Here is an 11,974-nt window from a genome sequence, read left to right on the forward strand (position 1 = left end):
GTCCCTTTACTTCGCTGCGTTGGCGAGCTCGGCAGCCTTGTCGGCGCCCTCGTCCATGGTGGCGGCCAGGGTAACCAGCGGGTGGTTGGCCTCGGCCAGGATGCGGCGGCCTTCCTCGACATTGTTGCCGTCGAGGCGGACGACCAGCGGCTTGTTCGCGGAGTGGCCCAGCTCGGCCAGTGCGCCGACAATGCCCTTGGCCACTGCGTCACAGGCAGTGATGCCGCCGAAGACGTTGACGAAGACGGACTTGACCTGCTCGTCACCCAGGATGACGTCGAGGCCGGCCGCCATGACCTCGGCGGATGCTCCACCGCCGATGTCCAGGAAGTTGGCGGGCTTGACGTTGCCGTGGTTCTCGCCGGCGTAGGCAACGACGTCGAGAGTGGACATGACCAGGCCGGCACCGTTACCAATGATGCCGACGGAGCCGTCCAGCTTGACGTAGTTGAGGTCCTGCGCCTTGGCCTTGGCCTCGAGCGGGTCGGCAGCGTCCTTGTCTTCAAGGGCGGCGTGCTTCGGGTGGCGGAAGTCGGCGTTATCATCGAGGGAGACCTTGCCGTCAAGGGCAACGATGTCACCGGCACCGGTCAGGACGAGCGGGTTGACCTCCACGAGGGTGGCGTCTTCCTTCTTGAAAACGTCCCAGAGCTTCAGGATCACGCCGGCGACCTTGCCGCGCAGTTCCTCGGCGAAGCCCGCGGCGGCAACGATTTCGTCGGCCTTGGCCTGGTCGATGCCCACGGCCGGGTCGATGGAGATCTTGGCAAGGGCCTCGGGCCGCTCAACGGCGAGCTGCTCGATTTCCATGCCGCCTTCAACAGAGCACATGGCCAGGTAGTTGCGGTTGGCCCGGTCCAGGAGGACCGAGAAGTAGTATTCCTCGGCGATGTCCGCACCCTGGGCAATCATCACACGGTGAACAGTGTGGCCCTTGATGTCCATGCCGAGAATGTTGGTGGAGTGTTCAAACGCTTCGTCAGCGGTCTTGGCAACCTTGACGCCACCGGCTTTGCCGCGGCCTCCGGCCTTGACCTGCGCCTTTACGACAGTTACGCCGCCGATTTTCTCGGCAGCTGCCTTTGCTTCTTCAGGGGTGTGCGCCACGATGCCAGCAAGCACGGGTACACCGTGCGCCTCGAACATATCGCGCGCCTGATATTCAAACAGGTCCACGGTTTAGTGTCCTTCTACGTCGAAGTAGTTTCTGTACAGCCGGACCCCACGTTCTCGCGGTTACCGGGCTGCGGAATAAACGCACCCTGCGACAAGCTTGGAAACGAGCCACACGGCGCAATGCTCCTCTCGGAACTCTAGTCCTTCCTTGGGACCGGCCCGTTCCAGAGTACCTGTTATGTGAGGAAGGACACTATTCTATTGACCGTAGAAAAACCGCTAGAATTCGGGGTTTTCCGGACCTCGGAGGGGCACCAGGACGGCCGTCTGCCGGCGCCGGAGATTGGTTCGAGAAGCAGCCCGACGGCGGGGTGCTCAGGCGCCGATCTTGGTCAGCGGTGCGTAACGGAGCAGGAGCCGCTTCTCGCCGATGTCGAACTTCACCTTGGCCACTGTCTTGTCCCCGGCACCCTCAACGGCCAGCACGGTGCCGTTGCCGAAGCTGGTGTGGTTGACCTTGTCCCCCACGCTGACGGCGACAACTTCCTTCTGCGGCTGCACGCGGTTCTTGGCGACGGCGGCCGGAACCTCGGCGTTGAAGCCGGCGGAGGGGCTCGACCCGGCGCCGCGGGCGGTGCCTGCTCCCCAGAAGGAACCGCCGTAGCGGCTCGAACCGATCGAGGCGCCGCTCCCCCAGCCGCCGCTCTGGCGGCTGGAGCCTTCGCGCTTCCATTCCACGAGCTCGGCCGGTATTTCCTCGATGAACTGGCTGGCGGGGTTGTACTGGCTCTGGCCCCACATGCTGCGCACCTCGGAACGGGTCAGGTACAGCCGCTTCCGGGCGCGGGTCAGGCCGACGTAGGCCAGCCGGCGTTCCTCGGCAAGTTCCTTCGGGTCGGTTGCGGAGCGCTGGTGCGGGAACAGCCCGTGTTCCATGCCGGTGAGGAACACCACGGGAAACTCCAGGCCCTTGGCGGTGTGCAGCGTCATCAGCGTCACGACGCCCAGACGTTTGGCTTCGGCTACGGCGGCAGCTAGTTCGTCGGCGGTCCCCGCCGGGGCGTCCGGGATCTGGTCGGCGTCCGCCACGAGGGAGACGCCCTCCAGGAACGCCCCGAGCGAGCCTTCGGGGTTGTCGCGCTCGTATTCACGCACGACGGCGACGAGTTCCGCGAGGTTTTCCACCCGGGATTCGTCCTGCGGGTCGGTGCTGGAGCGCAGGCCGGCGAGGTAGCCGGTCTGTTCCAGGACGGCTTCCAGGGCGGCGGCCGCGCCGGAGCCTGACGCGACCTCGGCGAGGTCGTCGAGCAGCTTCACGAAGCCCTGCACCGCGTTGACGGAGCGGGTGGCCATGCCGGGCGCCTCGTCGGCGCGGCGGGCCGCGGCCATGAAGGAGATCCGGTCACGCTGGGCGAGGGAGGCCACGGCGCCTTCGGCACGGTCGCCGATGCCGCGCTTGGGCTCGTTGAGGATACGGCGGAGGTTGACGTCGTCGTCGGGGTTCACCAGGACGCGCAGGTAGGCGAGCGCGTCCTTGATCTCCTTGCGTTCGTAGAATCGGGTTCCGCCAACCACCTTGTACGGCAGCCCTACGCGGACCAGGACGTCTTCGATGGAGCGTGACTGGGCGTTGGTGCGGTAGAAGATCGCAACGTCGCCCGGTCGGAGATCCCCCTCGTCCTGCAGCCGGTCGATTTCCTTGGCGATGAACTGGGCTTCGTCGTGTTCGTTCTCGCCGACATAGCCGACTATCTTCTCGCCGTCGCCCTCGGCGGTCCAGAGCCGCTTTTCCGGCCGGTTGGGGTTGCGGGAGATGACGGAGTTGGCGGCGCTGAGGATGGTCTGGGTGGAGCGGTAGTTCTGCTCGAGCTTGATGGTGCGGGCGTCCGGGTAGTCCTTCTCGAATTCCACGATGTTGCGGATGTCGGCGCCGCGGAAGGCGTAGATGGACTGGTCCGAGTCGCCGACGACGGTGAGCTCGGCCGCGCCGGGGCCTTCGCCGACGATCTCGCGCACCAGGGCGTACTGGGCGTGGTTGGTGTCCTGGTATTCGTCCACGAGGACGTGGCGGAAACGGCGCCGGTAGGAGTCGGCGAGCGCCGGGAAGGCCCGGAACATGTAGACGGTCTCGGCGATCAGGTCATCGAAGTCCATGGCGTTGGCCTGGCGCAGGCGTTGCGTGTAGCCCTTGAAGACCTCGGCGACGGCCTGCTCGAAGGGGTCGTTGTAATTGGCGCTGGAGGCGTACGAGTCGGCGTCGATCAGCTCGTTCTTGAGCGCGGAGATCTTGTGCTGGATGGCCTTGGGCGCGAACCGCTTGGGATCGAGGTCCAGGTTCTTGGCCACGAGCGTGATCAGACGCAGCGAGTCGGCGGAATCGTAAATCGAGAAGTTGGAGTTCAGGCCGACGTTCTTGGCCTCGCGGCGCAGGATCCGGACGCAGGAGGAGTGGAACGTGGAGACCCACATGGTCTTGGCCCGGGCACCGACGAGGGCCTCGACCCGCTCACGCATTTCGGCGGCGGCCTTGTTGGTGAACGTGATGGCCAGGATCTCGCCGTGGTGCGCCCGGTGCGTGGCGATGAGGTAGGCGATCCGGTTGCTGAGCACCCGGGTCTTGCCGGAGCCCGCGCCGGCCACGATCAGCAGCGCGCTGCCGGCGTGCTTGACGGCTTCTTCCTGCTGCGGGTTCAGCCCCTCAAGGAGCTCCGCCGCCGACGGCAGCTGAGGGCGGTCCCGGTCCCCTCCGCCGGTCCCGCTTGCATCCGCGAGGGCGGCAAAATCGAAGGCCGCCGTCCCGTTCCCGGCACGTGAGGAAGAAGGCGACTTGGTGGGCGCCGCAGTCTTGGCGGCAGCCTGGAAGGGTCCGTCGGCGTAAGGGTCAAACAACATATCCATGGTGCATACAAGTCTAGGCGGTGCCGCTGACAGCGGAGTCCGCCCCTTTGGGACATGCCCTCCCTGCCACGCAGCCACTGGACATATGCCCGCCATGCCCACTCCCCGCGGCCAAGAATGAGCATGTCCCCCGGTGCCCCCGGGTGTGGCATGAGCATGTGCCTCCCGCCCGACCAAGAATGAGCATGTCCCACGGTGCCCCGGGCGAACAATGGACATGCCCTCCCTGCCACGCAGCCACTGGACATATGCCTGCTATGCCCACTCCCTGCGGCCAAGAATGAGCATGTCCCGCGGTGCCCCGGGCGAACAATGGACATGCCCTCCCCGTCACACAGCAACCGGACACATGCCTGCCATATCCAGTCCTCGCGGCGAATAATGAGCATGTCCCGCCGTGTCCCCGGGTGTGGCATGAGCATGTGCCATTCGCCAGGCCAAGAATGAGCATGTCCCACGGAGTTGGTGTGGTTTAGGGACCTTAGCCCACAGAGCCTGAGTCGAGTGCGGCACGCAGCTGCCGGACCGCCGTCGTGCCTCCTGCAATGAACCAGTCAAGACCGTTGACACGCACGACGTCGGTCGCGCCGCCGGCCGCCTCGACGATCGCCTTGCCGGGCAGCCAGTCCCATTCCGGGCAGCTGTGCTGGAACCAGCAACCGAGTTCTCCGTCGGCGACCCGGCTGAGGTCGCAGGAGCCCGAGCCGAACATCCGCAGGGCGGCCGCCGACGTCGCGGCCGCATGCCAGGGCATGGCACACATCGGGTCGGCGAGCCAGGTCGGGTGGATGTATGTTGCGGCGCCGAGCTCGGACACCGGCGTGTCCGACCGGCTCGCGCCCCCCGAGGCCGCGCCCGGGAACGTCCTCAGCCGTTCACCATTGAGTGCCGAGGGCCGTGCTGTCCCGCCGAGCCAGAGCTTGTCCTCCTCGGGCTGGAAGACCGCGCCGAGCACCACCCCGGAGGAGTCCTTGAGTGCAATGGCCGAGCACCAGTAGGTGGATCCGTGCAGGAAGTTGTACGTCCCGTCGACGGGATCGATGACCCACGTCCGGCCGCTGGTGCCCGCCACGGAGGCACCTTCTTCACCCAGGATGCCATCCTCGGGCCGGCAACGCTGGAGCTGTTCGAGCACGTAGGCCTCGGCGGCGTGGTCCGCGGCCGTGACAACATCCGAGACGGACGTCTTCTGCCGGCCCTCCAGCCCGGCCTGCCGCATCAGCAGCGCCAGCGTGCCTGCCTCCCGGACCAGGGCTTCGGCGAGCTGAAAGTCATCCAGCGAGGGGTCCAGTTCCGCCGTGCTGTGCCGGCCGAGCCGGCGCCTGCCAAGTTCATTTCTGTCAAGTTCCGTCACGCGTCCCAGACTATCGGCGTCCCGCGGGAGTGAACAGCCGGCCAAGTGGTTCGGCGGAGCCGCGGCCGGAGACGGACGATAATGGAGCAATGGCCAAAACTCCCGCACAGCGCGTCAAGAAACACGGCGTCAAGGCAACCGTTCCCCAGCACCATCTGCCGCCGGTGATTAATCCCAGCACCAGCCGGACCCCGGGGAAGGCGCAGAGCAACAACAATATGATCCTGATTGCCGGTGCCGTGGCCAGCCTGTTCCTCTTCTGGTATGTCCATCTCCTGACCCTGAACCAGCTCACACAGCTCTCCGGCGGCCTGGCCATGCCGGATTCCCTGGTCGGGGGCTTCGACGAGACCTTCGTGGAGAAGCTGCGCGGCGCGATGGACGCCGATGCGAAGGGCCAGCTCAACTACGTCCACAAGACCGCGGGCATGCTCTTCCCGCTGATCTTCGGGTTCAGCTGGCTGCTGCTGATCGGAACGAACGTTGCACGGAAGCCTTTGCGGTGGGCGCTGTGGGCAGTGCCCCTGCTCTTTGCGGCAGTGCGTCTTTGGGGAAATACGGTGATTGACGCAATGATGTCCGCCGACGCCGTCGACGCCGGTCAGGTGGCCCTGGCGTCCGGACTCACCGTGGCTGGCTGGGTCCTGCTGGTGCTGAGCCTCGTCGCAGGCGGCGCCGCTGTGGTCCTCGGCAGGAAGAGATCCTCTGCCGCCCCTGGAGCAGGTCCGGCCACGGGACATGCCCAGCCTTAGGCAAGCCGTACGGACATGTTCCCTACATCGGTAGCCACGGCTGCGGGACATGCCCAGCCCTGGCATCGACCACTGGACATAATCCCGTTATGCCCATGCCTGGGCTCCAGCGGAGGACATGCTCACTCCGAACAGGCCGGAGCGGAGGACATGCCCAGCCCTGGCACCGACCGTTGGACATAATCCCGTTATGCCCATCCCTGGGCTCCAGCGGAGGACATGCTCACTCTTGGACTCCAGCGGAGGACATGCTCACTCCGGATGGGCCCCGGTCGCGAAGTACTCGCGCGCCTGTTCGGCACGATGGTGGGCCCCCGCGGCTTCGAAGTGATCGGCAGCCTCCAGGAAGTACTTGCGCGCAGCCGACGAATCCTCCACTAAGGCGTGCGCCCGGCCTAGCAGCAGGCACGCCTCCCCGAGAATCTGCGGCGACGTCATTTCCGGTGCTGGGAAGATGCTGCCCAGGATCTCGATAGCTGGCTTCGGGTCGCCGGCGAGGAAGTTCCAGTGACCGCGGTTCAGCTTCAGCAGGATGTGGTCCTCGTCAGAGCCGCCGATAACGTCCGTGGCTAGTTCGGCCCGTTCAATGCAGCGAAGCGTGTCGGCATCCGCAATATCGGCGGCGAGCCGCATGGCCGCAGAAGCGTTGTTGAATTTCGCCCAGACGGTGAGGTTCCGGGCCGGAGAAAATGTGGCTGCCGCGAGTTCGTGATAGTGCAGCCCTTGCCGCACCTTATTGCAGAGGAATGCAACGTTTCCGATGACCCAGTACGCCTTGCCGACCAACTGGTCGTCGACTTCGCCGGAAATGACGTCGGCCATGATCAGGCTTTCCGCCCAAGCCTCCTCCAGCTTTCCGCTGTCGGCAAGCGCAGCGATCAGTGCCTGCCGGGCCTTGACGTTGATTTCCACGTCGCCGTCGTCGCTCGTCAGATCGGCCGCGGCCCTGGCTTCGGCGGCACCCTCGTCGAGCAATCCGAGGCCGTGGCGTGCTTTTGCCTTGAGAATCCGCACCTCGGCCTGAATCTGGGGTGTTGCACCGGCCGCCTCTGCCACGAGGGTTGAGGCGACGTCCGCGCAGTCTTCAAACTTTCCTGCGGCCAAAAGGCTCTCGGCCTGGAACAACGTCATGTTCCACCACGATTGCGTATCGCCTTCGACACGGGCGATCTCGGCCGCGGCCTGGGCACTATTGGCGGCCTCGCTGAAGTCGTGGCTTGAGCGACGTTCGCGTGCCTGAAGTTCAGCAGCGACGTACGCGGGCGAGATGGAATTTTGTTGCATGACTCAATTATCCGTTGCCGCGCAAGCGGATCCGTGCAAACCCCGCAAGCAGGAACTGCGCAGTTTCTGCTGAGCATCCGCTCAGATGCGCGCGAATAACACAGGCTTCCCGCGTCGGGAGGAATTGGTACTCCATGGCGTGTCGATTGACCCTATACTGATCTCGCATCACACGAGCCACATCAGCCTCTTACGCATCAGGAGTCCTTATGAAGAAAACCCTCGCAACACTCCTCGTCGTCGGTGCCCTTGCCGCTGCAGGGCTCTCCGCTACTGCTGCCATCTCGGCAACCGGTGACAACTCGGGTCAGGGCTCCATCGCGGCCTATGGCTGGTGGCCGGACTCCGCTCCGAAAAACTAGCGCAGCCAGCAACAAACAACGGTGGGTATCGGAACTGACTCCGATACCCACCGATGCTGGTTAAAGCTCCAAGATCGGGTTAGCGGCCCAAATCGCACAGGCCCGACTACACCCGGGCGGCTTTCCCGGGGTTGATCAACGCCAAGACCTCTGCAGCTGGCGCGGGGCGGCCGAAATAGTAGCCCTGGCCGCTGGCGCAGCCCAGCCGCACAAGCGCCTCTGCCTGCTCCGCCGTCTCGATCCCTTCGGCCAGGGCTTTGAGACCGCAGGCGTGGATCAGTTGCAGAACGGCGGCGATGAAATTTCCTTGATCCTCGTCGGCACCCAAGCCCCTGATCAGGCTCCGGTCGATCTTGACCACGTTCACGGGCAGCTTGCGCAGGTAGCTGATGGACGAATAGCCGGTGCCAAAGTCATCAATCTCGAGTTGCACGCCAAGTCGCCGGAGGCCATTCAGCGAATACTGGTCCACATCCCCGCCGTTGACGGCCATGGACTCCGTCAGCTCCACAATCAGGTTCGAGGCATCCACTCCGGTCTCCCTGAGGATGTCGCGGACATGCTCGATCAGGTCGAGGTTCTGCAGTTCCGTTGTTGAGATGTTGACGCGGACGTTGAAGTGGCTGTCCACCCGCGACTCCACCTGCCAGTCCCGCAGCTGACGCACAGCCGTGCGCAGGACCCAGTGGCCCAGATCCACAATCATGCCGGATTCCTCGGCGAGCGGAATGAACTGGTCCGGCATCAGGAGGCCGCGTTCGGGGTGGTTCCACCGCACCAGCGCCTCGACCCCTTCGATCCGGCCCGTGGCCAGCTCGACCACCGGCTGGTAATGCAGGGTCAGCTGGTCCTGGCGGATCGCTTCGCGCATTTCCGTAATCATGACACTCTGCAGCCGCCGAGCGTAGAGCAAGGCCGGCTCGAACACCTTGATGCTGCCGTGCGGCTGCGCCTTGGCCGCATACATGGCCGTATCGGCCTCCATGACCAGGTCATCCACCGACTGTCCGGGTTCCGCGATCCGCAGACCGATGCTCGTGCCGCAGGTGATCCGGAGATCGCCGACGTCGAGGCTTTCGTTGAGTGCCTTCAGGATTCTGTTGGCGACACGGCGGGCACGGCCGAGATTGGATTTAGGCAGCATGACGGCAAATTCGTCGCCGCCAAGGCGCGCTACGGTATCCGTCTCCCGGACGGCTTCCTGCAACCGTCGCGCAATCACCCGAAGGACGTCGTCACCGGCGCTGTGCCCCAGGGTGTCGTTGATGCCTTTGAAAGAATCGAGGTCCAGAATCAGCAGGGCGGGCGGCAGCTCGCCGCGGGAAGCCTCCGCCAGTGCATGGCTCAGCACCGAATTCAGCGCCGTTCTGTTGGCCAGCTGGGTCAGGGGGTCCGTCAGCGCCATACGTTCAAGTTCGACCTGCGCCTCGCGCAGCATGGCCGTGCGGTTCTCGACCCGTTCCTCAAGCTCCTGGTAGATGGTCTGAAGGTCATCCGCCATCAGATTGATACCGGCAATGACGGCGGCGACGTCGTCGCGGGCCCCCGAGTGCGGGATCCTGGTGCTCAGGTCGCCTCCGGCGATTCGAACGATTCCCTCCACGAGGGCGTGGAGCCTGGGGTCCGGCGGATCAGATTTCACTCGCGTACTGACCTAACCATTCGACGGCCTCGGCCTCGGACGTGAAGAACTTTGCAGGGATTGTCTCTGTACCGGCCCTCAGGAGATAGTGGGCGATGACCCGGTCCACAGGGCTCTCACCCACCACTGCAAAGGCGGAAGCGGCAATGGATCCGGTGTATGCGTGCCGGGCTTCCACACTGACTCCCACCACCCCGGTTATTACGAGCAACACAGGCATGCGCCGGCCGTTGGCCAGGAGGCGGACCGCGGCACCCGCCACACGCGCTTCCTGGCCCTCAATCTCCTGGTTGGGCGGAAGCAGGACTTCGATGATGCCTGGCTCGATGACGCGGACACCGATGGGCTCAGCCTCGCGCCCGTCACCGGCGGCCGCGCGAGCACCGGTGCTTGCCGGTCCCTCCGGGTTCTCTTCAGGCATTCGCTCTTCAGGCCCGGTCAGGGCAGCGACGGTCAACGGACCACAATCCGGCGGCGCAGGTCCGCTGACCGGCGCCCAGTGGCGCCGCGTGCTGAGGCCCGGCGCGGCAAGACAAGCAAAACAGGCAGGACAAGCTGATCAGACATTGGGCCCCATAGACTGCGACGTCGGCATTTCGGCATGCGCTTATGTCAGCTCGCGCACGATGCACCGAAATGTTCCGGTGAGTGCCCTCATGATAATGCAAGGTCAGACGGTTGCCGGGCAGTCAGGGCCGGAAATTACGCGAGCTTGCGCGACTTCTTGCGAATGCGCTCTTGCCGGACGCGCTGGGCCACGATCAGGCCCACCGCGGCGAGGCCGACAGTGATGGGATAGCCCATAAGCCGCTCCAGCGTGCCGGGCTCCGGCACCCGCATCCCAGTCACCCCACCCGTGGTCAGTGCGGCGAGGGAAACCGCACCGCAAATCAGGATGAACCAGCCCAGCGGTGTCTGCCGGAGCCAAAGGCCGCCCAGCAACAGCAGCGCGAAGGATCCGGCCGCGAAGTACGTCACCGCGCCCACCACGTGCCAGACGGACCCTGCGTCCTCCGGCACGAGCCCCACAACAACGGTGCCGGAGCCGGCCGCGAAGGTGAGAACCCGGGCAACGGTTGCGACCGCAGCCACCCACGGCGTCCGCCGTCCAGTCCGCCGTCCCGAACCAAGACGCACACCGGACCGCGCCGCAGTACACAGCAGGATCGAGCCGAGCAACAGCGCTCCAATCGCCATGCCGAGGCCCTGGACAACGAAGGACGCGTTCATCAGTACGTGCGCGGGCGAGCACACGTCCCGGCCGGAGAAGACCCCGCAGCCCAAGGCGCCGAGGTCGCTGATATAACCGGTCCGGCGGCTGTACGGCTCCGGCGCCGCCCAGGAGCCGATCACGGCCGTCTCCGCCACGAAATACTGCAGCACACTCAGCTTCGCCAGGGCTCCTATGTAGAACCGGGTGGAGGCCACATCCGGGACGTAGAGGGCGTCTTCGGTGGGCGCGATAGCTGCTGCGGTCATGCCAAGAGCGTAGTACGCGCCCCTACCTTGTATGCTTATATCCGTGTCCGACAGGGCCGGCCCACCGCCGGCCGCGCCGGGCGCCCGCCCTCGTAGCTCAGTGGATAGAGCACGGCTCTCCTAAAGCCGGTGTCGTTGGTTCGATTCCAATCGAGGGCACTTGAACCTGCCTGCCCCGGACACCGGTCCGGACTTCGATCTCCGCGCCTACCTGTTGGGCTCCTGGAGCGTGGAGCGCACCTTGCTGGACCGCGCCGCCGGCACCCGCGGAAGCTTCTCCGGCGTCGTGCAGTTCACCGGGAACGACGGCGGCGGCCTGCGCTTGCGCGAAGACGGCACCGTTTCCTGGACCTCCTACACGGCGGAGCCGTTCACCGGACCGGCCAGTCGTGAGTACCTGCTGCGGCCCGGCGACACCCCGGCCGTGATGGACGTGTTCTTTCCGGACGGACGCCCGTTCCACCGCATGGGCTTCACGGCGCAGAGCAGCAAGGACCGGCACTGGTGCGATCCCGACTCTTACCGGGTGGGCTACGAGCTGATCGGGCCGGACGATTTCCGGTACCGCTGGGATGTCACGGGCCCGGCCAAGGACCAGCTGCTGGAGTCCGTGTTGCACAGGCTCGGCGATCTGCCGCCCCGGCAGCAGATGCCGGGACCCCGCGAATGAACCCCCGCATTGTCGTCTCCGCGGTCTGCGTGTTCGATCGCGCAGGACGGCTCCTGACCGTGCGCAAGAGAGGCACGGAGAAGTTCATGCATCCCGGCGGCAAGCCCGAGGCCGGCGAAAGCGCTGCGGAAACCGCATCCCGCGAGCTGGAAGAAGAGGTGGGGATCGTCGTGCCGCCCGAAAGGCTTGTGCTCCTGGGCAGCTGGCTGGCCGACGCCGCCAACGAAGCCGCGACGCAGATCGAAGCCACCGTCTTCACGGCACCCGGCATCTGGAGCGCCCGTGCCTCCGCCGAAATCGCTGAGATCCGCTGGCTGGACCTTGCCGCCGGACGACCTCGCGCCGCTGCTCACGGACCACGTACTGCCCGCCTTGTCCCGCGCATCGGACCAAACCCCGTCCCTTGCGTCAGACCAG

General features: G+C 65.4%; 10 protein-coding genes, 1 tRNA gene and 1 pseudogene. 5 read left to right on the forward strand and 7 right to left on the reverse strand.

All coding sequences use genetic code 11. From position 1 onward, the window contains the following. Window positions 1-6: 6 nt before the first annotated feature. The 3 genes from sucC to AC1DCZ_RS14650 form a co-directional block, all read right to left on the reverse strand. Window positions 7-1,176, reverse strand: coding sequence for an ADP-forming succinate--CoA ligase subunit beta (gene sucC / locus AC1DCZ_RS14640; protein ID WP_476975244.1), 1,170 nt, complete (start codon window positions 1,174-1,176; stop codon window positions 7-9). A 315-nt stretch (window positions 1,177-1,491) separates the two neighbouring features. Beyond that, window positions 1,492-4,014 (reverse strand): DNA helicase PcrA, encoded by a 2,523-nt coding sequence (gene pcrA, locus AC1DCZ_RS14645; RefSeq protein WP_476975245.1) that lies wholly within the window; start codon window positions 4,012-4,014, stop codon window positions 1,492-1,494. A gap of 481 nt (window positions 4,015-4,495) precedes the next feature. Then, on the reverse strand, window positions 4,496-5,368 hold the full coding sequence (locus tag AC1DCZ_RS14650) for an inositol monophosphatase family protein (protein ID WP_476975246.1): 873 nt from the start codon (window positions 5,366-5,368) through the stop codon (window positions 4,496-4,498). 89 nt (window positions 5,369-5,457) lie between these two features. Between AC1DCZ_RS14650 and AC1DCZ_RS14655 the strand changes: the two genes are divergently transcribed. Further along, window positions 5,458-6,120, forward strand: coding sequence for a hypothetical protein (locus AC1DCZ_RS14655; protein WP_476975247.1), 663 nt, complete (start codon window positions 5,458-5,460; stop codon window positions 6,118-6,120). A 252-nt stretch (window positions 6,121-6,372) separates the two neighbouring features. Here the strand turns inward: AC1DCZ_RS14655 and AC1DCZ_RS14660 are convergent, their stop codons facing one another. After that, window positions 6,373-7,404, reverse strand: a complete 1,032-nt coding sequence (locus tag AC1DCZ_RS14660) for a hypothetical protein (RefSeq protein WP_476975248.1) — start codon at window positions 7,402-7,404, stop codon at window positions 6,373-6,375. Window positions 7,405-7,613: 209 nt separating this feature from the next. On the opposite strand from AC1DCZ_RS14660, the gene AC1DCZ_RS14665 reads away from it, so the two are divergent. Then, window positions 7,614-7,766 carry a hypothetical protein gene (locus tag AC1DCZ_RS14665; RefSeq protein ID WP_476975249.1) on the forward strand — a complete coding sequence of 51 codons (153 nt, stop codon included), beginning with the start codon at window positions 7,614-7,616 and terminating at the stop codon, window positions 7,764-7,766. Between the two features lie 106 nt (window positions 7,767-7,872). Here AC1DCZ_RS14665 and AC1DCZ_RS14670 read toward each other — a convergent pair whose 3' ends face one another. From AC1DCZ_RS14670 to AC1DCZ_RS14680, 3 genes are all read right to left on the reverse strand, one after another. After that, on the reverse strand, window positions 7,873-9,408 hold the full coding sequence (locus AC1DCZ_RS14670; RefSeq protein WP_476975250.1) for a putative bifunctional diguanylate cyclase/phosphodiesterase: 1,536 nt from the start codon (window positions 9,406-9,408) through the stop codon (window positions 7,873-7,875). Then, window positions 9,398-9,829, reverse strand: a complete 432-nt coding sequence (locus AC1DCZ_RS14675) for a DUF7793 family protein (protein ID WP_476975251.1) — start codon at window positions 9,827-9,829, stop codon at window positions 9,398-9,400. The genes AC1DCZ_RS14670 and AC1DCZ_RS14675 overlap by 11 nt, the downstream gene beginning before the upstream one ends. Before the next feature lie 281 nt (window positions 9,830-10,110). Continuing rightward, window positions 10,111-10,887, reverse strand: a complete 777-nt coding sequence (locus tag AC1DCZ_RS14680; protein ID WP_476975252.1) for a DUF998 domain-containing protein — start codon at window positions 10,885-10,887, stop codon at window positions 10,111-10,113. An 86-nt stretch (window positions 10,888-10,973) separates the two neighbouring features. On the opposite strand from AC1DCZ_RS14680, the gene AC1DCZ_RS14685 reads away from it, so the two are divergent. From AC1DCZ_RS14685 to AC1DCZ_RS14695, 3 genes and pseudogenes are all read left to right on the forward strand, one after another. Then, window positions 10,974-11,046 (forward strand) — tRNA-Arg (locus tag AC1DCZ_RS14685). A gap of 1 nt (window position 11,047) precedes the next feature. Then, complete coding sequence (locus AC1DCZ_RS14690; RefSeq protein ID WP_476975253.1) at window positions 11,048-11,557, forward strand: DUF6314 family protein; 510 nt, start codon at window positions 11,048-11,050, stop codon at window positions 11,555-11,557. Then, a pseudogene (locus tag AC1DCZ_RS14695) lies at window positions 11,554-11,935 on the forward strand (NUDIX hydrolase); the annotation flags it as partial. The gene AC1DCZ_RS14690 and the pseudogene AC1DCZ_RS14695, both read left to right, overlap by 4 nt. Window positions 11,936-11,974: the final 39 nt, after the last annotated feature.

The organism is Arthrobacter sp. 10N418, from assembly GCF_056394725.1.